The following is a 22,527-nucleotide window of genomic DNA, read 5'->3' as shown; positions in this document are numbered from 1 at the left end:
GCGGCCCCGGGGGCCGACTCCGTCCAACAACCCCGGTGCGTTAGTCCAAGTCAGGACGGTGCGGGGCAGGTCGGCAACTCGTTCACCTCTTGGCCGTCGACGCCCCGGACGGTCACGGTTCGCACCCGCTCGGTTCCGGCAAGTACCGCTTCCGGGCGTCGAGTTGTGAAGACTCGGCATTTTTGAGAGCGCTCTCAGTCGCAAGTCTTGACGCTCGTTCCGGGCCTCGCGAGAGTGGTGCGCACCGCAGGCACCCCCACGGTCCTGTCCCTCCCCGCGTCCCCCCCCACCGCCCGCCTGCGGCCCCCCACCACCTCGGGAGTACCTTCGTGATTTCACGCCGAATGTTCCTGACCGGCGCCGCCGCCTCGGCCGCGGCGCTCACGTACCCCGCCTGGGGCACCGCGCTGAGCCCCCGCGCCTCGGCGGCCCCCGCGACCTGCGAACTGGCGCTGGAGAACAAGTCGTTGCCGGGCACGGTGCACGCGTACGTGACCGGCCACGAGCTGGGCACCGACCGCTGGGTGCTGCTCAAGCCGGACGGCGGCGTCTACCGCCCCGATTCGCCCGGCGCCCCGCAGACGCCGCTGCCCGTCGACTGCGCGATCCCGCTCAAGGGCGCGGGCGCGGGCCCGGTCGTGCTGACCCTGCCGCAGATGTACGGGGCGCGGGTCTACTTCGTCCGCGACGACAAGCTGGACTTCTACCTCAACCCCGGCCCCTCGCTGGTGGAGCCCGCCTTCGCGACGCCCACGGACCCCAACTACGGGCGCACCTGGTCGTTCTGCGAGTTCACGTTCAACACGGAGCAGCTGTACTCCAACATCAGCTACGTGGACCTGATCACCGCCCTTCCGATCGGGATCACGCTGGAGGGCGACGGGACCCACGTCGTCGCGCCGCACCCGGAGGGCGCGGTGCAGCGGATCGCGGACGACCTCACCGCCCAGGCCGCCGCCGACGGGCAGCCGTGGGACAAGCTGATCACCCGGAGCGACGACGGCGGCGTCCTGCGGGTCGTCTCGCCACAGAACATCATGGCCCCGTACTTCGACCGGCCCGCCGAGATGCCGTTCCGGGACCTGTTCACCGCGCAGATCGACGAGGTCTGGGAGAAGTACCGCTCCGAGGACCTGCGCATCGACCTCCAGGGCGGCCGGGGCACACTGGCCGGGCGGGTCAGCGGCGACACGTTGACCTTCGAGGGCGGTCACACCTTCGTCAAGCCGCAGACGAGGGACATCTTCACCTGCAACCACGGCCCGTTCACCAACAACCCGGGCGACTCCGACGACAAGAAGGCGATCCTGGCCCGGCTGGCGGCGGGCTTCAACCGCTCGATCATGCTGAGCCACCCGAGCCAGCCGAACGGCACATCGACGGCGGACTACTACAAGGGAACGGTCACCAACCACTGGTCCCGGGTGGTCCACGCGAACAGCCCGATCGGTTACGCGTTCCCCTACGACGACGTCCGCCCGGACGGCGAGCCGGACGTCTCGGGCGCGGCGCACGACGGGAACCCGCGCCGCTTCACGGTGAGCGTGGGCTCCTGACGCCCGCCCGGTAGGCGCGTGCGCCCCCGCCCCTTGTCGCTTCGGGCGGGGGCGCACGCATGCCCGACCGGCACGTGCGGGCCATCCGATACACCATCAATTGACACGGTGTGTGGCGTTCTTGACTTCGCCCCACCGTCCCGGGACGGTTCCGTATGCGAACGAACCGACTCCCCCGCCGCGTGCTCGCGGCGGTCGCCGCCGGATTCCTGCTCACCGCAGCGGCTCCGGCGCACGCCGACCCAGCTCCACCGCCGTCCCCCGCCCCGCAGGCTCCCGGCGCGCACGGCCTGCGCGCCTTCCAGCAGAGCTACGGCCTGCCCGCGTCCGGCCGGGTGGACACCGCCACCGCGCAGCTGCTCAGGTCGGCCCCGGACAGCGAGCTGCGGGTGTTCTTCGCCGCCGCGGCCGACCTCGGCCCGGAGCAGCTCGCCCACGCCCGGACGGTCATCGGCGTCGGGAAGGGGGCGGAGCTTTCCGAGGAGGCCCAGGTCATCGCACTGATGACGGCCATGCAGGAGTCCAAGTTCGTCAACTACACGTCCCCGGTCGACCATGACTCGCTCGGCGTCTTCCAGCAGCGTCCCAGCATGGGCTGGGGCACGCCGGCGCAGATCACCCATGTGCCGACCGCGTCGAAGTCCTTCTACGGGCTGCCCTCGCCCAGCGCCAATCCGGGGCTGCTCCAGATCGACGGCTGGGAGTCGATGGAGCCCGGTGACGTGTGCCAGGCGGTCCAGCGGTCCGCGCACCCGGACCGGTACGCGCAGTGGGAGGACTTCGCCCGGGGCCTGCTGGAGCAGGAGGGCCCGGACGCGGACCCGATCCCGTAGGCCCGGAAGGCGGGAAGACCCGGCCCCGAGAGGCGGTGGGGGCCGCCCCGGTGCGGGGCGGCCCCTGGGCGTCCGCCGTCAGCAGCCGCCGCAGTTGTAGTACGTCACGTCCCAGTGGTGGCCCTCGTCCGCGTAGATGTTGCCGGAGCCGGACCGGTACTGGCGCGCGCCGTCGCCCCGCGTGCCGATGTAGGTGAAGGTGCCGGTGACGTAGTTGTTCAGACAGGTGCTCTTGGCGAAGTCGAGCTTGTAGCCGTTCCAGTGGGAGTACGTTCCGCCGGCATGCCCGGTCTCCGTGCCGCCGGTGATCCTGAGCGCGCAGCCGGTGGCGCTCTTGAGGGTCTGCGCGCCCTGGGCGCTCGCCAGGTTCAGCTGGTCGAAGGACGTGCACGTGGGGACGTTCCGGTTGGAGCAGCCGCCGGAGGACGACCAGGTGATCCCGGACGAGCTGAACCGGGAGGCCGCCTGCGCGTGGGTCAGTTTGGTCACGGCGTGCGCCTCGGTGGCGCCACTGCCGAGAGCGCCGATGCCGGGCGCGAAGAGGGCGCCGAGGACGAGGGCCAGGGCGGTGAGGGCGGAGCGGAGTCGCGGACGGGTCACCATGGAGATATTCCTCCTGCTCATGACAAATCAGTGGGCTTGCGGGCACGGGACCGCGCACGCCGGGCAGGGAGATAGTGCCCGAGTTCTACGCGCGTCCGCCAGAGGGCGCGGCGCCGCAGCCTCTGGTGGGCTTCTGGGGATGGCGAGCCCCGCGTCGCCGCGACCGAGTGTCACAGCCGCCCGCTCCGGCCGACCGGATACTCGGGCGACGAGCCGGTGGATCACGTTAATGTCCCCCGATGACAGAGATGCGACAACGCCGCGACGTGGGCCCGCCCGACAGTGGCTCCGACGAGAAGGCGACGCTGCTCGCCTTCTTGGACTACGTCCGCGACGCGGTGACCTCGAAGGCGCAGGGCCTTGACGACAGGCAGGCACGTACACCCGGCGTGTCTTCGGGGACCAGCGTTCTCGGCCTGGTCAAGCACCTGACCGCGGTGGAGTCCTACTGGTTCGCCTGGGCCTTCGAGGGTGCCGATATGGAGCATCCGGACTTCGGCATGGATCTCGCCGAGACGGACAGCGCGGCCGGTCTCCTCGCCGCCTATCACCGCGCCATCGAGCGGTCCAACGAGATCATCGAGCACTGTGACGACTTGAGTCAGCCGTGCGCTCGATCGGCTGGCAAGGCGGCCGTCGTGCGATCGATGCGATGGGTCCTGATACACATGATCGAAGAGACGGCTCGCCACGCGGGTCACGCCGACATCCTCCGCGAGCAGGCCGACGGTTCCATCGGCAGATAGTTGCGCGCCGCCCGAGCCCAGCTGTTTCGCGAACGGCAGACGTATGCGGACTGCATGCAGCCACTCGTTGACGGAGGGGACCAGAGCCGTCGCCTCACAGCCAACCATGAGCTTGCCGTGCCTCGTCGCGTACAGCACGGTGCCTCTGGCGGCGGTTCGTACGGCAGGGTGCCTCTGACGGCGGTTGATGCGCGCCCGGTGGCCCGCCGGGTCGAGCTTCGATGCCCGCCCGTCCGCCCGTCCGCCCGTCCGCCCGCCCGCCCGCCCGCCCGCCCGTCCGTCCGCCGAAAGATGGAACGAGAGGCCTCAGGGGCGCCCGGGGTGAGGGCGTACGCGGCTTCGGCGGGCCGCGGCCGCGTTCCGGGCGCGGTCCGCGGCCCGCCTGGCCGACTGCTTCCCGGCATGCTCCCACCCACCCGCTCACAGCTTCGCCAAAACATCTCTGACCTGGCGCTTTCATGGATCCCGCATAGGCTGCGGACATCTACCGAGCACCAGGGGAGGGGTCTTCGTGAGCAGGAAGAGGATGGGGTACGGCGGTGTCGGGATCGAGGCGCTGGAGGGGCGGGAAGCCGTTCGGAAGCGGCCCGGTATGTGGGTTGGCTCGACGGGCGAACGCGGGCTGCACGAGTTGGTGTTCCAGGTCGTGGGCTGGTCCGTGAACCGTGTCCTGGCCGGCCGCGAAGGCGGCTCCGTCGATGTCACGCTGACGTACGACGGCGGGGTGCGGGTCGCCGACGACGGACCCGAGGTTCCCTTCGGGGCCGGCGGGGACAGCGGCGGCGGTCTCGAAGCGCTGCTGACCCGTATGCCCGCCGCCGAACGCGGTGGTCGGCGCATCGCGCACGTGAGCCCCGTCGACCGTGCGGGGCTCTTCGTGCCCAACGTTCTGTCGAGCAGGCTGACGGCCGAGGTGCGGCACGGGGGGACGCGTCGGGTCCAGGAGTACGCGCGCGGTGTCGCGGGCGCCCGACCCGTCGCCACGGGGTTGACGGCCGGAAGCGGGACGGTCATCGCCTTCTGGCCCGACGCGGAGCTCTTCGAGACGACGCGGTGCTCGTTCGCCGTGTTGGCGGAGCGTTTCCGGCAGGTGTCCTTCCTCAACCGGGGTCTGGGGATCTCGTTGACCGACGAGCGCCCGGCGGGCGGGGCCCGGGCGGTCAGCTTCCGGTTTCCGGACGGCGTGCGGGACTTCGTGGCCGCCCTCGACGCGGAGGCCGGGACCTTCCTCCCTCCGGACGTCATCGGCTTCGAACACGAGGATCCGCGGATGGCGGGGACGATGGAGGTGGCCCTGCTGTGGAGCGGCTCCCGCCCGGAGGACGTACGCGGCTTCACCAACAGCCGGGCCACTCGCCAGGGCGGCACGCACGTGGACGGCTTCCGGGACGGAGTGGCGGCGGCGGTCACCGCGTACGCGCGTGGACGAGGGCTGCCGGCAGGGGACGGCGCTCCCCGGGCCGACCGGATCGGCGACGGCCTCACGGCAGTCGTGTCGGTGAAACTCGACCACCCCGAATACCTCGGCGCCACACGCGAGTTGCTGGGCAACACCGAGGTGCGCGGCTGTGTCGGGGAGGCTGTCCGCGAACACCTCGGCCGTTGGTTCGACGAGCAGCCGCAGCGCGCCGCGCAGATCGTCGACCGGATCCTCCGGACCGGTCACCGGGACTGAACAGCTGCAGAGCCGTGCGCGGCAGCGCGAACGGCTCCGCGTGCCTGAAGGCAGCTGAGCGCCGCAGGCGACCTGTCCGGCCGGTGCGGCGCTCAGCCGAGCACGCGGTCGACGCAGGTCGTGACAGCGGGCCGCGCCCGCCGGGCGGGACAGCTGGCCGGGGACGAGCCACTGGTCGGGGACGAGCCACCGGCCGGGCCGGGCCCGCGGACGCCCGGACCTCAGATGTTGAATTTTGAACTAGGTGGGGTTACAGTCGAACTCGTTGAAGGTTGAACAACACCTTCGGCACCGCTCGATCCGTCCCCCGTAGCGCATCCCCGAGGAGGAGCCATGGCTCTGTTCACCCGCAAGTCGACCGCCGCCCCCACCGTCACCGAGGCTCCCGCGGTGGACCCGGCGCTGGCCGCCCTGACCGGCACGTACACCATCGACCCCTCGCACAGCAGCATCGGCTTCACCGTGCGCCACGCGATGGTCACGAACGTGCGCGGCTCCTTCGGCGAGCACGAGGGCACCCTGGTGGTGGACGGCACGGACCCGGCGAACTCCGCCGCTTCCATCGACGTGAAGATCGCCAGCATCGACACCGGCATCGCCGACCGCGATGGTCACCTGGTCAGCGGCGACTTCTTCGACGCCGAGAAGTTCCCCCTGATGACGTTCCGCTCGACGAAGGCCGAGCAGCTGGGCGGCGAGGCGTACCGGATCACCGGCGACCTGACCATCAAGGACGTCACGCGCCCCCTCTCCATCGACCTGGAGTTCAACGGCTCCGCCACCGACGTCTACGGCAACGAGCGCGTCGGCTTCGAGGGCAGCGCGGACATCCTGCGCTCCGACTGGGGCCTGACCTGGAACGCGGCGCTGGAGACCGGCGGCGTGATGGTGAGCGACAAGGTGAAGCTGACCTTCGACATCTCCGCGATCAAGGCCGCGGCTCCCGCGGCCTGACGCCCGGCGGCCCGACACGACCGGCCGCCGAGCGCGTCCGCCCGGTACACAGCAGCGCCCCGCACCCGGTTCTCCCGGGGACGGGGCGCGCGGGGCGTTCTGTACTGCTCCGCGACCTACTCCGCGACCTTCTCCGCGAAGAGCGGGACGACCTTCTCCAGCGCGTACGAGACGGACAGGACCGAGTCCGTGGCGAACGCCTGCGAGATGTCCTGGTCGTCGAAGACGATGTCGTTGCCCGCCTTGACCGACGGGACCGCCTTGTACAGCGGGTCGCCGCTGATGTCGGTGGCCGGAATGCCGATCGGCGCCATGACCGTGAGGTCGGCGTCGAGCAGATCCAGGTTCTCCTTGGAGACGGACACGGAGAAGCCCTCGCCGGCCTGGGCCTCCGCCTTCGGGTTGTTCTCGAAGCCGAGCCGCTCGACGAAGTCGACGCGCCCGGTGCCACCCACGTAGACACCGAAGCCCTCGGAGGTACGCGAGCCGACCGTGATGGTCTTGCCCTTGAACTCGGGGTGGGCCTCCGCGGCGGCCTCGAACTTCCTCTCGGTCTCCGCGATCAGCTTCTCGCCCTTCTCCGGCACGCCCATGGCGGCGGCGATCATCGTGGTCTGCCGCTCCCACGAGATCTTGTACTGGTCGCCGCCCTTCGGCACGCCGACGGTCGGGGCGATCTTCTTCAGGGTGTCGTAACGCGTCTGGTCGCCGCTGGACTTGGTGTCCAGGATCAGGTCCGGCTGGAGCGAGGCGATCTTCTCGAACTCCGGCTCCATCGTGCCGATCAGCTCGGGCTTCTCGTCGTACATGCCCTTGGCCCACGGGCCGACGCCCTCGCCGCCGAACGGCAGCCAGTCGCTGGCTCCGACCGGCTGGCCGCCGAGCGCGAGCACGGTCTCCGCGTCGCCCCAGCCGAGCGCGACGATGCGCTTGGGCTGCTTGTCGACGGTGACCTCGCCGAACTTCGTCGCCACCTTGGCGGGGAAGGCGCCCGCGGAGGCCCCTTCGGATGCGGAGGAGGCGGAGCCGTCGGAACCGTCCGACGAGCCACAGGCCGAGAGACCGACGAGCAGGGCGGCGACAGCGCCGACCGCGAGGAGGGGGGTACGGCGGGGGCGCCGGGTCCGGGGAGCGGAAGCATTCATGCCCTTTAGGTTAGCCTCACCTAATGACAACGGTGCCATCGGGTGGGCCCGTCCTGGGAACGACCACCCGGGTGCCGCGCCTCAGGCGGCCGGGCCCTTCACATGGTGGCGGCCCAGCGGCACGACCATCGGGGTGGCCGACGCCGGGTCCTCGATCACCGAGCAGCGCATCCCGAAGACCTCGCCGACCAGCTCCTCCGTCACGATGTCGACCGGCCGGCCCTCCGCGACGATCCGCCCCGCCTTCATGGCGATCATGTGGTCCGCGTACCGGCAGGCCAGGTTCAGGTCGTGCAGTACGGCCACCATGGTGACGCCCTGCTCAAGGTTGAGGTCGGTGAGCAGGTCCAGGACGTCCAGCTGGTGGCTGGCGTCCAGGAAGGTCGTCGGCTCGTCGAGCAGCAGGATGTCGGTGCGCTGGGCGAGCGCCATCGCGATCCACACCCGCTGGCGCTGACCGCCCGACAGCTCGTCCACGGAACGGTCGGCGAGTTCGAGGACATCCGTCGACAACAGGGCCCGCGCGACCGCCTCGTCGTCCTCGGCGCTCCAGCGGCGGAACCAGCCCTGGTGCGGGTAGCGGCCGCGTCCGACCAGATCGGAGACGGTGATGCCCTCCGGGGCCGTGGGGCTCTGCGGCAGGATCCCGAGCACGGCGGCGACCTCCTTGGTCGGCATCTCCTGGATGGACCGGCCGTTCAGGAGCACCGCCCCGGCGGTCGGGGCCAGCAGCCGGGCCATCGCCCGCAACAGCGTCGACTTCCCACAGGCGTTGGGGCCGACGATGACGGTGATCCGGCCGGGCGGCACCGCCACGCTCAGGCCCGGGACGATCTCGCGTTCGCCGTAGCCGAGCCGGACGTCCCGGGCTTCCAGAGTGTGATCGGCCACGAGGGGGCCACGCCTTTCGTCGTCCTGTCGGTGCGCCGCCATGTCCTTCTGATACGCCGCCATGTCCCGCTGCTCCGCCGCCATGTCCTTCTGATACGCCGCCATGTCCCGCTGATTCGCCGCCATGTCCTTCTGATACGCCGTCACCTCAGCCTCCGCCGCCCACTCGGTTGGCGCGCGCCAGGAGCAGGAGCAGATACGGGGCGCCGATGATGCTCGTGACCACGCCCACCGGCAACTGCACGGAGGGCAGCGCGTGCTGCGCCGCGAAGTCGGCGACCAGGACCAGCAGCGCCCCGGTCAGGGCCGCCTGGGGCAGGGCCGCGCCCCGGCCCGGGACCAGGCGGCGGGCGATCGGGGCGGCGACGAACGCCACGAACCCGACGGGTCCGGCGGCGGCGGTCGCGACCCCGGCGAGCGCGGTGGCGCAGCCCAGCAGCGCGAGCCGCCCGCCCTCGACCTTCGCGCCGAGCCCGGCGGCGGCGTCGTCCCCGAGCTGGAGGGGGCGCAGCGCGTGGGCGGCGAGGACGGTGAGCGGGACGAGGACGCCGAGGGCGACGAGCAGTGGCCACACCTGGCCCCAGGAACGGCCGTTGAGGCTGCCCGCGAGCCAGCGGAACGCCTCCTGCGCGTCGGTGACGTCGGAGCGGGCCATCACGTACCAGACGGTGCTGGAGAGACCCATGCCGACGCCGATCCCGACGAGGACCAGGCGTTGGCCGGCGATTCCCTGCCGCCAGGCGAGCAGGTAGATGGCCGCCCCGGCGACCAGCGAACCGGTGAGGGCGCTCGCGGAGAGGGCGAGCCCGCTGACCTGGAAGAGCAGGGCGGCGGTGACGGCGACCGCGCTGGCCCCGGCGCTGATGCCGATGAGGTCGGGGCTGGCGAGCGGGTTGCGCAGGACGGTCTGGAAGACGGCTCCGGAGAGGCCGAATCCCGCGCCGACGAGAATCGCGAGGAGGGCCCGAGGCAGCCGCAGTTCCAGGACGACGAACCGCGATCCGCCGTCGCCGCCGCCGAACAGGGTGGCGACGACCTTCCCGATCGGCATCATCATGTCGCCGAAGCCGAGCGAGACGCCGAACATGACGACAAGGGCGGCCAGCAGGGCGGCGCCGACGAGGACGGAGCGCCGGAGGCTCCGGCCGCGTACGGCGGACACCTGGCGTACGGCGTCGGCGAGCCGCTCCTTGTCCGCGCGGGCGGCGTCCTCGGCGACGGGGGTCGGTCGGCTCACAGTTCCACCAGCTTCCTGCGCCGGACCAGCCAGATGAACGGGATGCAGCCGATCGCGGCCGTGATCACGCCGACCTGGACCTCTCCGGGGCGGGCGATGACCCGGCCGACGATGTCGGCGACGAGGAGCATGACCGGGGCGAGCACCACGCTGTACGGGAGCACCCAGCGGTAGTCGGGGCCGGTGATGAGCCGGGCGGCGTGCGGCACGGCGAGCCCGACGAAGCCGATGGGCCCGGCGACGACGGTGGCCGCGCCGCAGAGGATCACCACGGCGAGGGCGGACACCATGCGGATGGTCCCCACCCGCTGGCCGAGGCCGCGGGCCAGGTCGTCGCCGAGGGAGAGGGCGTTGAGCTGCGGTCCGAGGGCCAGTGCGAGGACGGTGCCTGCCGCGATGAACGGCGAGACCTGCCACAGCACCTCGGAGGACCGGGCGGTCAGCGCGCCGAGCTGCCAGAACCGGAACTGGTCGTAGCTGCCCCGGTCCTGGAGGAGGATCGCGCTGGTCACCGAGGTGAGCACGGCGCTGGTCGCGGCCCCGGCGAGCGCCAGTTTCACCGGCGTGGCGCCTTCCCGCCCGAGCGAGCCGACCCCGTAGACGAGGAGGGCGGCGAGCAGCGCGCCGAGGAAGCCGAACCAGATGAACTGGGTGGCGACCGTGAACCCGAGCAGGGTGATCGAGCACACCACGGCCACGGACGCGCCCGCGTTGATGCCGAGGAGCTGGGGGTCGGCGAGGGGGTTGCGGGCGACGCCCTGCATCACCGTGCCCGCGAGGCCGAGTGCGGCACCCGCCAGCAGCCCGGCGACGGTGCGCGGGATGCGGACCTCCTGGACGATGAGCTGACCCTTGTCGGAGACGTCCGGGTCGAGGACCCCGTCGACGACGTCCCGGAAGGGCACGTCGCCGGACCCGACGGCGAGGCTGGCGACGACGGTGAGGAAGAGCACGGCGAGGGCGGCGAGCAGCCCGAGCGTGAGTACGGGCCGACTGCGCTTTCGCCGCGTCTCCTTGCCGCCGCCCGACGGCTTCTCCTTCGCCAGGAGGGCCGGGCGGCTCACGGCCCGGCCACCGGGGCGGCCGGAATGCGGTGGTGCACTGTTCGTTCCTCAACCCTTGGCTCGTCGGCCGCGTCGTCGGCGCGGGCACGCGGGGGACGCTCCCCACCCGCGCACGCCTTGGCGCGAGGGCCGCCCCCATCGCCCGGTCCACCCCGGACGGGGAACACGGGGGGGCCCAAAGTAAGGTCACCCTAACAGCGCCTGTTCGACCGTGCGCTGCCGCACCCCACGAGACCCGGAGCACTTCCTTGCCGTACGCCGCCGACCCCGCCGCCCCCGCCACCGGTCCGCTGGCCGGGGCCGTGCCCCTGGGCTCTGCGGACGAGCTGCGCGAGCTCCTGGGGACCCCGCACCCGATCGTCATCGACAAGGTCCACGACCGGCTCACCGAGGACGACCTGGACCTGCTGGCCCGCTCGCCGCTGTGCACCATGGCCACGTCGGACACGGCCGGCAACTGCGACGCCACCCCGCGCGGCGGCGCCCCTGGCTTCACCCACGTCCTGGACCCGGGCACCATCGCCCTCCCCGACCGCCCGGGCAACCGCCGTGCGGACAGCTTCCACAACATCCTGGCGAACCCGCGCGTGGGCCTGCTCTACCTGATACCCGGTGCGATGGACGTCCTTCGCGTCAACGGGCGGGCCCACATCGTCACGGACGCCCCGTTCTTCGACGCGATGACGGTGAAGGGCCGGCGCCCGAAGCTCGCCCTGGTCGTCGAGATCGACGAGATCTTCCGCCACTGCCCGGCGTCGCTGAAGCGGTCGGGGGTGTGGGCGCCCGAGACGTGGGCGGGGGCGCCTCTCGACGGAGAGTGAGGTCCGCGGTCGCGGCCGGGTGAGCCGGTACGGCATGTCACCGTTGCCCCGTACGTAAAGTTTTGGCAAACTCACACTCAACACCCCTGTGCGGGGAGGGGACTTGAGCGCCTCGGCGCAGGGGTGAATTCCCCTGGAGCACGAGAGGAACAGCATGCGGAAAATGAAGGCCACCCGACGTGCCACCGCCGTGACCGCCGTGACCGTCGCAGCACTGTCGGGCTTCGCCCTCACCGCCCCCGCCGCCCACGCGGCTCCCAAGCTCACATGGAAGAGCGAAGGCCTCAAGGACAAGAACGACCGGCTCCTCAGGCTCTATCACGGCGTCGAGGACATCGGCACCGTGTTCTGGTCCAACGACCTCGCGCCGGGCAGCCACCTCGGCGACACGCTGTACCTGAACGATTTCGTCAGGGACGGGTATGCCATTCGCGGCCAGGTGAAGCAGGTATCCACCGGCAAGATCGTCATCGACATCAGCACGGCGGGGAAGACGGCTCCCGCCAAGAAGCAGAAGACGAAGAACCTCAAGGAGAATGCGAAGCTCAAGGTCCGCGGATGCGTCATGAAGGGGAGCAAGAGCTACGGGTGCACGTCCTGGCACAGCGCTCGCGCCTGACGTAGAGGGCAACGCGCCTGACGTAGAGGGCGACATGGCTGCCGGCGGACGGGGCCTCGGCCGAGATCACCCGGTCCAGCGCCACACGGCGAGGAGCCCCGAGGCGAATCCCGGGGCTTCTCGCTGCCGTCGTCCGGCTATCGGCCGGCGGAGACGGGTTCGCGCCGCATCACCCACAGCACCGGGCCGCCGCCGGGCAGTGCCGCCTCGCCGAGAACGGTGAAGCCGAAGTGCTCGTAGAAGGGCAGGTTGTCCGGCTTGGAGGACTCCAGGTAGACCGGCAGGCCCGCCGCGTCCGCCTTGGCCAGCCCGGAACGCAGCAGCGCCGCCCCGTGGCCCTGGCCCCGGGCGGCCGGGTCCGCGCCGACGACCGCGAGGTACCAGTGCGGTTCCTTCGGACCCTGCTGGGCGGCGGCCTGGACGGCCTCCCGGAACTGGGGCGCCCGGTCGCCCAGGATCTCCTCCAGCTCCGCGACGGTCCCGGCGTCGGGAACGGCCTTCTCCTGCCCCTCCGGCGCCACCCAGAACGCGGCCGCCGACGCGGTGCGCTCGCACACCCCGTGGCGGCCGTACTGCCGGGTGAAGATCGTGGTGAAGTAACGGACCAGGTCGGGCTCGCGCGAGGCCCCGCCGGGGAAGAACCACCCCATCATCGGATCGTCGGCGAAAGCGCGGGCCAGGGTGCGGCTGATCGACGGGGCATCGTCGAGCGTGGCCGCCTGAGGCGTGTTCTTTATCGACATACAGGTCATTCTGCACGGCGATGATCTTGAGCGGTGAGGGGGGTGGCAAGAACGACGGGCGTGCGGCCAGGCCTGTGCGTCCCTGCGTACGCCGCCGATGCCCCGTCTCGCTGCACCGCCCGCGCGGGCCGGAACGTGGCCCGCCTTCTCCTGGTACTGGGCGGGATCCAGGTGGGCCCGCTGGACGACGGACGCCCGGAGCCGGACCGGCCATGGCCGACCGTGCCCGCCGAGGCATAGCCTCCCCGCATGGATCGACGACTGGCCGCGTACGCGGTGTGCATCGAGGACGGGCGGGTGCTGCTCGCGCTCGCCGTGGTTCCGGGCGGCGAGCGGACGTGGACCCTCCCGGGCGGCGGGGTCGAGCACGCGGAGGACCCGTACGACGCGGTGATCCGGGAAGTCGCCGAGGAAACCGGTCTGGAGGCCGTGGTCGAGCGCCTGCTCGGCGTGGACTCACGGGTGGTTCCGGCGGCCGAACGCCGTCGGCCCGGTGCGCCCGAGCTGCAGAACGTCGGTGTCTTCTACCGCGTACGCGTCACCGGCGGCCGACTGCGGCCCGAGCCGAACGGCGACACCGCCGCGTCGGTCTGGACCCCGTTGCCCGAGGTCGCCCGGCTGCACCGGTCGTCGCTGGTGGACGTCGGGCTGGCCCTGGCGCGGACCCTTCCGCCCTCCGGGCACGTCGCGCCCGTTCCGGTCGGCGGCCCGATCCAGCACTGAACGATGCCGTGGGGAGAGGGGCCGGAGCACATTGGCGGGCCGCTGCGCCTGCGCCCCGAGCGCTCCGCCCCCGGTCCGGGAAGTGAACGGCGAGGCCCCCGCCCGCAGGTCCGACGGGGCGGGGGGCTCGCCGAACGGCCGGCCGGGCCCGACTCAGGCCTTGCGCTGCATCGAGGAGCGTGCGGGGTTGCTCTGCTCCGCCGCCTTGGGGTCCTTCTCGCCCGCCTTCGCGCGCACGCCCTGTTCGACGCGCTTGCCCAGGGTGGCGTCCACGTTCGTCCAGTACTGGAACGCCCGCTTCAGCACCGGTTCGGTCACCCCGTTCAGCAGGTGGCCGACGATGTTGTCCACCAGCCGGTCCCGCGCAGCGTCGTCCAGGACCTCACGGACCATGGTGCCCGCCTGCCCCCAGTCGTCGTCCTCGGCGTGATCGACGTAGGCGGCCCGGGTGATGTCACCGTCGGCGTACCAGCTCGGCGGGGTGCCGTACCGCTCCGTGTCGGCCGCCGGGCCCCCCTTGGAGTTCGGGGCGTAGACCGGGTCGGTGGTCTTCCGGTACGCCATCGCCCCGTCCTTGGAGTACGTGTGCACCGGGACGACGGGGGCGTTGACCGGGAGCTGCTGGTAGTTGCCGCCGATGCGATAGCGGTGCGAGTCCGCGTAGCTGAACAGCCGGGCCAGCAGCATGCGGTCCGGGCTCGGGCCGATGCCGGGGACGAAGTTGTTCGGCTGGAAGGCCGCCTGCTCGATCTCGGCGTGGTTGTCCGTGGGATTGCGGTCCAGCGTCATCCGGCCGACCTCGATCAGCGGGTAGTCGCCGTGCGGCCACACCTTGGTCAGGTCGAACGGGTTGAACCGGTAGTCCTTCGCGTCCTCGTACGGCATGATCTGGACCTTCAGCGTCCAGCTCGGGAACTCCCCGTCGCGGATGTGCTCGAAGAGGTCGCGCGTGTGGTAGTCCGTGTCCGCGGCGGCCATCTGGTCGGCCTCGTGCTGCGTGAACGTCTCGATGCCCTGGTCGGTCTTGAAGTGGTACTTCACCCAGAACCGCTTGCCCTCGGCGTTGATCCACATGTACGTGTGCGAGGTGTAACCGTTCATGTGGCGCCAGGTCCGCGGAATGCCCCGGTCGCCCATCAGCCAGGTGACCTGGTGGGCCGACTCGGGCGAGAGGGTCCAGAAGTCCCACTGCATGTCGTGGTCGCGGAGGTTGTTGTCCGCGCGGCGTTTCTGGGACCGGATGAAGTGCTGGAACTTCATCGGGTCCTTCACGAAGAACACGGGGGTGTTGTTGCCCACCATGTCGTAGTTGCCTTCGCTGGTGTAGAACTTCACCGCGAAGCCGCGCGGGTCCCGCCAGGTGTCCGGGCTTCCCCGCTCCCCCGCGACGGTGGAGAACCTGATGACCAAGTCGGTCGTGGTGCCGGGCTGGAAGAGCGCTGCCTTCGTGTACCGGGAGACGTCCGCGGTCACCTCGAACGTGCCGAAGGCGCCGCTTCCCTTGGCGTGCGGCTGGCGCTCGGGGATGCGTTCGCGGTTGAACTGGGCCATCTGCTCGATCAGGTAGGAGTCCTGGAGCAGGATCGGCCCGCCCGGGCCGACGGTGAGCGAATGCTCGTCGCTCTCCACCGGGGCGCCGGAGTCGGAGGTGGTCGGCTTGCGCGAGGTGTCGGTCATGTCGTCGTTTCCTCTTGTTCGTCTTCCGCAGACGTGTCGGCGATGCTCCTGCTACGGCTGCCCTGCTGCCCTCTGCCAATGTAGGCAAACGTGGACGAATTGACTCGTCGAGAAGTCGCCTCCGCCGGTCCTCCGCGCCGCGTCAGCGCGATCGCTGTCCCGCGACCAGTCGGTAGACGAGCAGGACGATCACCGAGCCGACGACTGCGGCGATCCACGTCGAGAGGCTGAAGAATCCGTCGATCGAGTCGACGCCGAAGATCACCTTGCCCAGCCAGCCGCCGAGCAGCCCGCCCACGATGCCGATGACCATCGTGATGAGGCAGCCGCCGGGGTCCCTGCCGGGCGTCAGCGCCTTGGCGATGAGCCCCGCGAAAAGGCCGATGAGGATCCAGGCGATGATGCCCACGGAAATCTCCTTCTACGTTGCCGACGCCCGTGCACCCTCGTGGTGCCGGGCCCCTCCGCGTATCCCCTCAACCGGAATTCACACATCCACCGGGCCCCGCCCATCACCCCAGGGGCTCCACGATTGACCTGCCTGCGTTACGCCGGACGGGCACGGCACGGACGTGGACCGAGACGGGCGTGAGCATCGAGAGCGGTCGAGCCGACTGAGTACTTTCCCCTCCCGCATCCGAGTACGGCACCGCCTGCTCAGGCCGCTCCCGACCGTGCGAGTCTTCACCCACGGAGCCGGGGGGCTCCGGTCACCGGTCTCGGGTGACGGGGCGGGATGGGGACGGAACCATGGATCTGTTCGATGCGGAGCTGGGCGGGCGGGACGAGCCATCGGCGGGCCCCGGGGGCAGTTGCTCCTGGGTCACCGCCGTGATCCTGGGGGTTCTGGTGCTGCTGGCGGTGCTGGTGCACACGTTCTTCGGGTGGGCCCGCGACCTCCTCGGGGCCCTGATCTCGTAGCGGCGCCCGCTCAGCCGCGCCGCCGCGCCTCCACCGCGTCACGGGTGTCCTCGGCGATCAGGTCGCCGTTGAGCGCCCCTGCCGCCACTAGGCCGGCCGCGGCGGATCCGATGACCTGCTCGGCGAGGCGGGTGACATTGCCCGCCGCCCAGACTCCGGGGACCTCCGTCGCGCCGGTCGGACCGGAGGGGATGTACGTGCCGATCACCTCGCCGCCCATCTCCTGCGCGACCGGAAGCAGCCCCAGCGATTCCAGTACGGCCGAACGCGCGACGAAGCGGGCCTGGACCACCAGAGCCTCGCGCGGGATCACGCGGCCGCCGGCCAGCCGTACGCCGGTGAACCGGTCGTCCGCCACCTCCAGACCCGTCACCTCGCCGTCCACCACGGCCACGCCCCGGGCCGCCAGCTCCTCGTACTCCTCGTCCGTCGGCTCCGGGCCCGTGTGGCGGAAGAGGGTGACGTCCTCGCTCCACTGCCGCCACATCAGCGCCTGGTGCACGGCGAGGGCCCCGGTGGCGAGCACGCCGATGGGGCGGCCCGCCACCTCGTGGCCGTGGCAGTACGGGCAGTGCAGCACCTCGCGCCCCCAGCGCTCCGCCAGGCCGGGCACGGGCGGCAGCTCGTCGACGAGCCCCGTCGTGACCAGCAGCCTGCGCGCCTCGACGCTCCGGCCGTCCTCCGTGGCCACCCGGAAGCCTCGCTCCCCCGGCAGCCGCTCGGCCGAGGCCACCCGGCCCGCGACGATCTCCGCCCCGTACCCGGCGGCCTCGCCCCGGCCGATCGCCAGCAGCTCGCCGGGCGGGGTCGACTCGCGGCCCAGGTAGTTGTGCACATGGGACGCGGGCGCGTTACGGGGCTCGCCCGCGTCGATCACCAGGACCGAGCGCCGGGCCCGCGCCAGGGCCAGCGCCCCGCTCAGGCCGGCCGCTCCGCCGCCCACGATCACCACGTCGTACCGCTGCTGCTTCATGTCGTCGCTCCTGCTCTCCATGCGGATCACCTCCCGTTGATGAAGAGAGTGCGCGCACGGGGCCGAAACGACAAACATCCTTGCCGAAACGGCAAGTCAGGAGAGGTCGAACTCGCACCACACGATCTTGCCGGGGTTCCGCTCCCCCACCCCCCATTTGTCCGCCAGCGCCGCGACCAGCAGCAGCCCGCGCCCGCCTTCGTCGTCGGCCCCCGGCAGCTCGCCCGCCGGGCACACCTCGCCGTCACCACTGTCGTGCAGCTCGACGCGGAGCGCGTTCTCGATCCGCTCCAGGTAGATATGGACCTTGAAGCCACGCCCCGACGGGACACCGTGACGCAGGGCGTTGGTCGCCAGCTCGGTTACGCAGAGCAGCACATCGTCCGTGCGCTTCTCGCACTCCCACTCGACCAGCGCCTTGCGGGTGAACTTGCGTACGACCGGGATCGACCTGCGCTCACGGCAGTAGAAGGCGGCGCGGTAGTAGGGGAGTTGAGTTGTCTCGTTCATGCTTCCACGCTCACACGCTGTTACTAGGCTTCAGCAGAGCCGAGAGACGTACAAAAGCTTTTGTACGGGTTCTGACGGGTAGACAGCAGGGTCAATGGGGGGATAGGCACGTCATGCAACCGGGAACACACAGCATCAGGCGAGTCACTTCATGGCAGTTGATCGGCGCGCAGTTGCGCCACTTCCGCAAGCTCGCCGGGCTGACACAGGCCACCCTCGCCGAACACCTCGGGGTGGGTGAGGACACGATCGCCTCGATCGAGCAGGGACGGCGGGCCCTCCAGCTGGACCTGGCCGTTCAACTCGATGAACTTCTGGATACCAAAGGGGCGCTGAAGGTCGCCGTGGAGCGGGTGCCGAAGAAGGAGCGGTATCAGGCACTGGTCAAGGACTTCGTGCAGTACGAGCAGGGCGCGGTGAGCCTGTTCTCGTATGAATCCCAGCTCATCCCGGGGCTGCTACAGACGGAGGCGTACGCGCGACTGGTCTTCTCCAGTCACTACCCGCCACTCGAAGAGGAGGAAATCGAGAAGCGGGTAACGACCCGACTCGATCGGCAGCGCATCCTGGAGCGCAAGCCCCGCCCCATCCTCCACTTCATCCTGAAGGAGAGCATCCTGTACGCGGAGTTGGGCGATCCCCAGGTCACGCGCGAGCAACTCCTCCACCTGCGACGCTGCATGGATCTGCCCTTCGTCAGCATCCAGATCATGCCGCGGAAGACGCCGAAGCACGCGGGGCTCGCGGGACCGCTGGTCCTGCTGGAGACCCCCGATCACGATCAGCTCGCATACGTCGAGATGCACCTGCGGGCGGAGCTGTACGACGATCCGGCCGACGTCAGCTCGCTCATGCAGAAATATGGGATGCTGCGAACGCAGGCGCTGACCGCCGAGGAAAGCGCCCGGCTACTGGACGCACTGCTCGCAGCCCTGCTTGGAGAGACATGAACCGCGCAGCCCTCCCCGTCTCCCGTTCCGCCGCCCTCCACTGGTTCAAGTCGAGCTACAGCAGCGACCAGGGCGGCAACTGCGTAGAGATCGCCTACCACTGGCGCAAGTCCAGCTACAGCAGCGACCAGGGCGGAGACTGCGTAGAGGTCGCCGCCCACCCCGCCGCCGTCCACATCCGCGACTCCAAGGTGACCGACGGCCCCGTCCTCACCGTCGAGCCCGCCGCCTGGAGCGCCTTCGTCCACGGCAGCGCGGCCGCCTGAGCCGTACCCGCACACGAAAGAGCCCGCCCCGCCCCGGCCGCCAACGCGGCCGGAAGCGGGGCGGTCCCGTCTGTGCGCTGCGGGATCAGTAGCGCACCCACAGCTCGTACACGCTCGGCTTGGCCGCGAACGGCTTGCAGATGAACAGGGGGCTCCAGATGTGGTTGGCGGCGCCGGCCGCCCCGGCGGCCTGGCAGGCCGCCTGCGACTCGTAGTGGCCACGGATCGTGTAGCCCGAGCCCACCGCGGAGGCGGTGGAGGCAGTGCCGAGAGCCATCGCGGCCGCCGCCACAGCAGTGACCGCGATGGTGGTGATACGTCTACGCATGCCGTTAACTCCGTTTCCAGTCAACGCACATGACCGTGCGTCAGCGAATGGGTAGAACCGAGCCGATCAGCGCGCGCCGCCAGGGAAAAGCTAGCGAGCGGAGCCCCGCCACACAATAGGTCTGGACCAATAAGGCATCGCATATGCCCCATGGCCGTAAACCTCTGCCGTGCCGCATATTTCGTGCGGCTCGCTCAGCCCTCGGAGGTCCGCTCCACCGGGATCCACAGCTCCGCCTCCGCCCGCTTCCCCTCCTCCGTCAGCCGCACCCGCAGGATCTCCGGGCCGGGCCGGGAGGCGTACGGGTTCGACGGGAACCACTGGGTGAACACGTCCCGCCAGAGGTACTGGAGGGCCTGCGGGAACTCGCCCTCGCTCTCGAAGACCGCCCAGGTCCCTGCCGGTACGGCCAGGGCGTCCAGGTCCTCCGGAGGCTCCGCGCCGCTCACCGCCCCGTGGTAGTAGTCGAGTTCGGTGCCCTCCGCGCGGCTCGGGTCGAGCTGGTCGCTCACCCCGACGATCCCGGCCGGGTCCTGGTCGGAGAGGGCCTCGATGCGGTCCAGCTCCTCCCGGCCGATCCCCCGGATGAACTCCGCGATGGCCGGATTCGGCCCCTCGTGGATGAGGGGAACGCGGGCCTTCCTGCCCACCACCCGGAACGCGTCCTTCTCCACCAGCTTGTACTGCATGGCCGTACTCCCTTCGACGACGAGCCGGAAGGTCAGCCGTTGCTGGGACCGCAGAACCGCGCCGCTTCGCCGTGCCTCGCCGGGGCCGATGCCGTGCACCGCCCGGAAGGCCCGTGCGAAGCCCTCCCCCGTGTCGTAGCCGTACCGCACCGCCACGTCCAGCAGCGTCCGGTCGGGGTCGCCGAGCACCTCGGCTCCCGCGACCGTCATGCGGCGGCGACGGATGTACTCCGACAGCGGGAGCCCCGCGAGTGCGGAGAACATCCGGCGGAAGTGGTACTCCGACGTCATCGCGATACGGGCCAGCTCCGCCGCCTCGATGCGCTCTCCGAGGCGTGCCTCGATGTACTCCATCGCGTCGTTCAGTCGTTCCAGCAACCGCTGACTCCTTCCCTTGCTCGTTCACCGTAGGAAGGAACCAGGGTGCCGGACCCGACCGTCCGTGCCCGCGTCGGTCGGGTCGGTCGGGTCGGTCGGGTCGGTCGGGTCGGTCAGGTCGCTCGGGTCCGGCGCAGGGCTACTTCCCGGGCTTCGCCATCAGCTCCACCAGAGCTGAGCAGCTGTCCGCGCCGCGCCCCGCCGCCACACCCCGCCGGAACAGGTCGACGACGGCGGCCGGGAGGACCGTGTCGACGCCCGCGTCGGCGCTGGTGTGCAGGACGTGCTCGGCGCTCGCCAGCCCCATGGCCAGGCGGTCGACGTCACCCAGGTGGACTCCGGCGTCGATGCGCTCGGCGTAGAAGGCGAAGGTCTCCGAGAGCGAGTTCGCCGTTTCTGCGGTGCTGGGCAGGATGTCGGCCGCTGTCAGACCGTTCGCGCGGGCGAGGGCGATCGCCTGCCAGAAGCTCAGCAGCGAGGTCCAGAACACGGCCATGCCGATCTGGTAGTGGAGCGCGGCGAGCCCCGGGTCCTCGCCCTTGTGGTCGACCCGGCCCGTCAGCGCTTCGAGCACCGGCCGGTGCCGGTCGAACGCCTCGCGCGGCCCGCCGTAGAAGGCGTACGACTCGGGCTGCCCGATCCCCGTGGGCGACGAGTTGACACCGCCGGTGAGCTGTACGGCACCGTGCCCGGCCGCCCAGTGGGCTCCGGCGCGGGCCTCCTCGGGCGTGGCGGAGGTGAGGTTGATCAGGACCCGGCCGTCCAGGGCCTGCGTCGCGGGCTCCAGCACGGCGTCGACCGCGGCGTAATCCGTGAGGCTGATGATGGCCACCTCGTTCGCCGCGACGGCGTCGGCGGGGCTCTGTGCGAGGGTCGCCCCTCGGGTCACCAGGTCGCCCGCGCGGGACGCGGTGCGGTTCCAGACGGTGACCGCGTATCCGCGGTCGAGCAAGGCCGCGGCCATCGCCCGGCCCATGGGGCCCAGTCCGATGACGGTGACCGCGTTCCGTGCGCTGTTCATTGCCTGCCTCCGACAAGTCGGTCGGGGCAGAGAGCCAGAGCAGACCTCTCCCCCCGACTAAAACGATCGCTCTATTCAGAGCACGCCGAAAAGCTAGCACAGCTCTAGAACGAACGCTCTACTTAGCGCCCGCTACAGTGACGGCATGCAGACCAGCACCCGGGACCGGATCGTCGTGGCGACCGCGCGCCTCCTCCAGCGGCAGGGTTACGTCGGCACCGGCATCAAGCAGATCGCCGCGGAGTCGCAGGCCACGCTCGGCTCGATCTACCACTTCTTCCCGGGCGGCAAGGAGGCCGTCGCGGTCGCCGCGATCCGGTACAGCGCGCAGGAGTTCGCGACACTCCTGAAGGAAGCCCTGGACAGCGAACCCGACCCGGCGGAGGCGGTGCTCTCCTGCACCCGCCAGTTGGCCGCCGGGCTCAAGGAGTCGGGGTGGGTCGACGGCTGCCCGGTGACGGCGGCGGCCCTGGAAACGCTCGGGACCGACTCGGAGCTCCAGCAGGTCTGCGCCGACGCGCTGAACGGCTGGGAGCGGCTCGTCCACGACAAGTTGCTGGGTTGCGGATTCCCGGCGGAGGACGCCCGCGAGCTGGCGACCACGGTCATCAGCGCCATGGAGGGCGCCGAGGTCACCGCCCAGGTCAACCGGACCGAGGAACCCCTCCTGGCGGCGGGCCGGCAGCTGGCCCGGCTGGTCAGGTCGTACGAGGTCGACGCACCCGGCCGCTGAGGCCTGACCGGTACAGCTCCGGCCGTCTTCTCAGTCCAGGTCGCACGGGTCGAGCACGATTCGGTAGCGGACGTCGTTTCGCCGGAGGCGGTCGAGTGCCGTGTCCACCTGCGAGGACGGGAGGCCTCGACGTCGGCGGCGATGCCGTCGTGGGCGCAGAACTGGAGCCTCTCGCCTGTCGCCCGGCGCCCTCCGCTCCCCGCGGCGCTGAGCTTCCTGCGGCCGATGAGCAGGTCCATGACCTCGACAGTGACGGGGCCCAGGCGCCCGAGGAGGCTGAGGGTGCCGCGACCTGACCCGTGGCCTGGCCCGGCGGCGGGGCGCCGGGAACGGGGAAGGGGGGTGGGGGGGGGCCCGCGGGGGCCCCCCCCCCCCCCCCCCCCCGCCCCCCCCCCCCCCCCCCCCCCCCCCCCCGGGGCCCCCCCCCCCCCCCCCCCCCCGCCCCCCGGGCCCCCGCCCACTGGGGGGGCT

25 protein-coding genes and 1 pseudogene are annotated in these 22,527 nt (G+C 71.0%); 12 read left to right on the top strand and 14 right to left on the bottom strand.

Annotation, left to right across the window (positions count from 1 at the left end):
- The first annotated feature begins 344 nt into the window (after positions 1 to 344).
- Together ACH4RG_RS10050 and ACH4RG_RS10045 are read left to right on the top strand one after the other, a co-directional pair.
- Complete coding sequence (locus ACH4RG_RS10050; protein ID WP_397924311.1) at positions 345 to 1,556, top strand: glycoside hydrolase family 64 protein; 1,212 nt, start codon at positions 345 to 347, stop codon at positions 1,554 to 1,556.
- A gap of 155 nt (positions 1,557 to 1,711) precedes the next feature.
- On the top strand, positions 1,712 to 2,389 hold the full coding sequence (locus tag ACH4RG_RS10045; RefSeq protein ID WP_397924036.1) for a peptidoglycan-binding domain-containing protein: 678 nt from the start codon (positions 1,712 to 1,714) through the stop codon (positions 2,387 to 2,389).
- A gap of 78 nt (positions 2,390 to 2,467) precedes the next feature.
- On the opposite strand, the gene ACH4RG_RS10040 is transcribed toward ACH4RG_RS10045, so the two are convergent.
- Complete coding sequence (locus tag ACH4RG_RS10040; RefSeq protein WP_397924313.1) at positions 2,468 to 2,992, bottom strand: hypothetical protein; 525 nt, start codon at positions 2,990 to 2,992, stop codon at positions 2,468 to 2,470.
- A 239-nt stretch (positions 2,993 to 3,231) separates the two neighbouring features.
- Between ACH4RG_RS10040 and ACH4RG_RS10035 the strand changes: the two genes are divergently transcribed.
- The 3 genes from ACH4RG_RS10035 to ACH4RG_RS10025 all read left to right on the top strand — a co-directional run bounded on the left by ACH4RG_RS10035 (position 3,232) and on the right by ACH4RG_RS10025 (position 6,367).
- Positions 3,232 to 3,738, top strand: a complete 507-nt coding sequence (locus ACH4RG_RS10035) for a DinB family protein (protein WP_397924038.1) — start codon at positions 3,232 to 3,234, stop codon at positions 3,736 to 3,738.
- A 511-nt stretch (positions 3,739 to 4,249) separates the two neighbouring features.
- Positions 4,250 to 5,413 (top strand): DNA gyrase subunit B, encoded by a 1,164-nt coding sequence (locus tag ACH4RG_RS10030; RefSeq protein WP_398539345.1) that lies wholly within the window; start codon positions 4,250 to 4,252, stop codon positions 5,411 to 5,413.
- A 333-nt stretch (positions 5,414 to 5,746) separates the two neighbouring features.
- Entirely contained in the window at positions 5,747 to 6,367 is a 621-nt protein-coding gene (locus tag ACH4RG_RS10025; protein WP_397924042.1) for a YceI family protein, read from the top strand.
- A gap of 116 nt (positions 6,368 to 6,483) precedes the next feature.
- Here the strand turns inward: ACH4RG_RS10025 and ACH4RG_RS10020 are convergent, their stop codons facing one another.
- From ACH4RG_RS10020 to ACH4RG_RS10005, 4 genes are all read right to left on the bottom strand, one after another.
- The gene (locus ACH4RG_RS10020; protein ID WP_397924044.1) at positions 6,484 to 7,512 is read right to left on the bottom strand and encodes an iron-siderophore ABC transporter substrate-binding protein; all 1,029 of its coding nucleotides are present in this window, start codon (positions 7,510 to 7,512) and stop codon (positions 6,484 to 6,486) included.
- 81 nt (positions 7,513 to 7,593) lie between these two features.
- Positions 7,594 to 8,445 carry an ABC transporter ATP-binding protein gene (locus ACH4RG_RS10015; RefSeq protein ID WP_397928965.1) on the bottom strand — a complete coding sequence of 284 codons (852 nt, stop codon included), beginning with the start codon at positions 8,443 to 8,445 and terminating at the stop codon, positions 7,594 to 7,596.
- Between the two features lie 106 nt (positions 8,446 to 8,551).
- Positions 8,552 to 9,640: a FecCD family ABC transporter permease gene (locus ACH4RG_RS10010; RefSeq protein ID WP_397924046.1), complete on the bottom strand. Its 1,089-nt coding sequence runs from the start codon at positions 9,638 to 9,640 to the stop codon at positions 8,552 to 8,554.
- A complete protein-coding gene (locus ACH4RG_RS10005; protein ID WP_397928776.1) occupies positions 9,637 to 10,704 on the bottom strand; it encodes a FecCD family ABC transporter permease in 1,068 nt (355 codons plus the stop codon). The genes ACH4RG_RS10010 and ACH4RG_RS10005 overlap by 4 nt, the downstream gene beginning before the upstream one ends.
- A 248-nt stretch (positions 10,705 to 10,952) precedes the next feature.
- On the opposite strand from ACH4RG_RS10005, the gene ACH4RG_RS10000 reads away from it, so the two are divergent.
- Both ACH4RG_RS10000 and ACH4RG_RS09995 read left to right on the top strand, forming a co-directional pair.
- Positions 10,953 to 11,525: an MSMEG_1061 family FMN-dependent PPOX-type flavoprotein gene (locus tag ACH4RG_RS10000; protein ID WP_397924050.1), complete on the top strand. Its 573-nt coding sequence runs from the start codon at positions 10,953 to 10,955 to the stop codon at positions 11,523 to 11,525.
- Between the two features lie 163 nt (positions 11,526 to 11,688).
- Positions 11,689 to 12,144, top strand: coding sequence for a hypothetical protein (locus tag ACH4RG_RS09995; RefSeq protein ID WP_398539344.1), 456 nt, complete (start codon positions 11,689 to 11,691; stop codon positions 12,142 to 12,144).
- 137 nt (positions 12,145 to 12,281) lie between these two features.
- Here ACH4RG_RS09995 and ACH4RG_RS09990 read toward each other — a convergent pair whose 3' ends face one another.
- Positions 12,282 to 12,896: a GNAT family N-acetyltransferase gene (locus ACH4RG_RS09990; protein ID WP_397924054.1), complete on the bottom strand. Its 615-nt coding sequence runs from the start codon at positions 12,894 to 12,896 to the stop codon at positions 12,282 to 12,284.
- A 240-nt stretch (positions 12,897 to 13,136) separates the two neighbouring features.
- On the opposite strand from ACH4RG_RS09990, the gene ACH4RG_RS09985 reads away from it, so the two are divergent.
- Positions 13,137 to 13,610 (top strand): NUDIX hydrolase, encoded by a 474-nt coding sequence (locus ACH4RG_RS09985; protein ID WP_398539343.1) that lies wholly within the window; start codon positions 13,137 to 13,139, stop codon positions 13,608 to 13,610.
- Between the two features lie 153 nt (positions 13,611 to 13,763).
- Here the strand turns inward: ACH4RG_RS09985 and ACH4RG_RS09980 are convergent, their stop codons facing one another.
- Together ACH4RG_RS09980 and ACH4RG_RS09975 are read right to left on the bottom strand one after the other, a co-directional pair.
- Positions 13,764 to 15,287 (bottom strand): catalase, encoded by a 1,524-nt coding sequence (locus tag ACH4RG_RS09980; RefSeq protein WP_397924058.1) that lies wholly within the window; start codon positions 15,285 to 15,287, stop codon positions 13,764 to 13,766.
- A gap of 142 nt (positions 15,288 to 15,429) precedes the next feature.
- Positions 15,430 to 15,696 carry a GlsB/YeaQ/YmgE family stress response membrane protein gene (locus tag ACH4RG_RS09975; RefSeq protein WP_397924060.1) on the bottom strand — a complete coding sequence of 89 codons (267 nt, stop codon included), beginning with the start codon at positions 15,694 to 15,696 and terminating at the stop codon, positions 15,430 to 15,432.
- Positions 15,697 to 16,037: 341 nt separating this feature from the next.
- On the opposite strand from ACH4RG_RS09975, the gene ACH4RG_RS09970 reads away from it, so the two are divergent.
- Positions 16,038 to 16,208 carry a hypothetical protein gene (locus tag ACH4RG_RS09970; RefSeq protein ID WP_361326252.1) on the top strand — a complete coding sequence of 57 codons (171 nt, stop codon included), beginning with the start codon at positions 16,038 to 16,040 and terminating at the stop codon, positions 16,206 to 16,208.
- A 10-nt stretch (positions 16,209 to 16,218) separates the two neighbouring features.
- On the opposite strand, the gene ACH4RG_RS09965 is transcribed toward ACH4RG_RS09970, so the two are convergent.
- Positions 16,219 to 17,202 carry an NAD(P)/FAD-dependent oxidoreductase gene (locus ACH4RG_RS09965; protein ID WP_397928785.1) on the bottom strand — a complete coding sequence of 328 codons (984 nt, stop codon included), beginning with the start codon at positions 17,200 to 17,202 and terminating at the stop codon, positions 16,219 to 16,221.
- A gap of 75 nt (positions 17,203 to 17,277) precedes the next feature.
- Positions 17,278 to 17,691 carry an ATP-binding protein gene (locus ACH4RG_RS09960; RefSeq protein ID WP_398539342.1) on the bottom strand — a complete coding sequence of 138 codons (414 nt, stop codon included), beginning with the start codon at positions 17,689 to 17,691 and terminating at the stop codon, positions 17,278 to 17,280.
- Between the two features lie 113 nt (positions 17,692 to 17,804).
- Between ACH4RG_RS09960 and ACH4RG_RS09955 the strand changes: the two genes are divergently transcribed.
- Complete coding sequence (locus ACH4RG_RS09955) at positions 17,805 to 18,641, top strand: Scr1 family TA system antitoxin-like transcriptional regulator (protein ID WP_398539341.1); 837 nt, start codon at positions 17,805 to 17,807, stop codon at positions 18,639 to 18,641.
- The gene (locus tag ACH4RG_RS09950; protein ID WP_398539340.1) at positions 18,638 to 18,907 is read left to right on the top strand and encodes a DUF397 domain-containing protein; all 270 of its coding nucleotides are present in this window, start codon (positions 18,638 to 18,640) and stop codon (positions 18,905 to 18,907) included. Before ACH4RG_RS09955 ends, ACH4RG_RS09950 begins: the two co-directional genes overlap by 4 nt.
- An 85-nt stretch (positions 18,908 to 18,992) precedes the next feature.
- Here ACH4RG_RS09950 and ACH4RG_RS09945 read toward each other — a convergent pair whose 3' ends face one another.
- The 3 genes from ACH4RG_RS09945 to ACH4RG_RS09935 form a co-directional block, all read right to left on the bottom strand.
- Entirely contained in the window at positions 18,993 to 19,235 is a 243-nt protein-coding gene (locus tag ACH4RG_RS09945) for a hypothetical protein (RefSeq protein ID WP_018960109.1), read from the bottom strand.
- A 194-nt stretch (positions 19,236 to 19,429) separates the two neighbouring features.
- Positions 19,430 to 20,302 (bottom strand): GyrI-like domain-containing protein, encoded by an 873-nt coding sequence (locus ACH4RG_RS09940; RefSeq protein ID WP_398539339.1) that lies wholly within the window; start codon positions 20,300 to 20,302, stop codon positions 19,430 to 19,432.
- Positions 20,303 to 20,441: 139 nt separating this feature from the next.
- Positions 20,442 to 21,323 (bottom strand): NAD(P)-dependent oxidoreductase, encoded by an 882-nt coding sequence (locus ACH4RG_RS09935; protein WP_397928795.1) that lies wholly within the window; start codon positions 21,321 to 21,323, stop codon positions 20,442 to 20,444.
- Positions 21,324 to 21,468: 145 nt separating this feature from the next.
- On the opposite strand from ACH4RG_RS09935, the gene ACH4RG_RS09930 reads away from it, so the two are divergent.
- A complete protein-coding gene (locus tag ACH4RG_RS09930) occupies positions 21,469 to 22,056 on the top strand; it encodes a TetR/AcrR family transcriptional regulator (protein WP_397924072.1) in 588 nt (195 codons plus the stop codon).
- Positions 22,057 to 22,086: 30 nt separating this feature from the next.
- On the opposite strand, the pseudogene ACH4RG_RS09925 reads toward ACH4RG_RS09930, so the two are convergent.
- A pseudogene (locus ACH4RG_RS09925) lies at positions 22,087 to 22,343 on the bottom strand (NAD(P)-dependent alcohol dehydrogenase); the annotation flags it as partial.
- Between the last annotated feature and the right edge of the window lie 184 nt (positions 22,344 to 22,527).

This window comes from Streptomyces sp. NPDC021019 (genome assembly GCF_044333295.1).
Lineage (GTDB): Bacteria > Actinomycetota > Actinomycetes > Streptomycetales > Streptomycetaceae > Streptomyces.
This window is presented reverse-complemented; position numbering and strand designations above follow the sequence as displayed.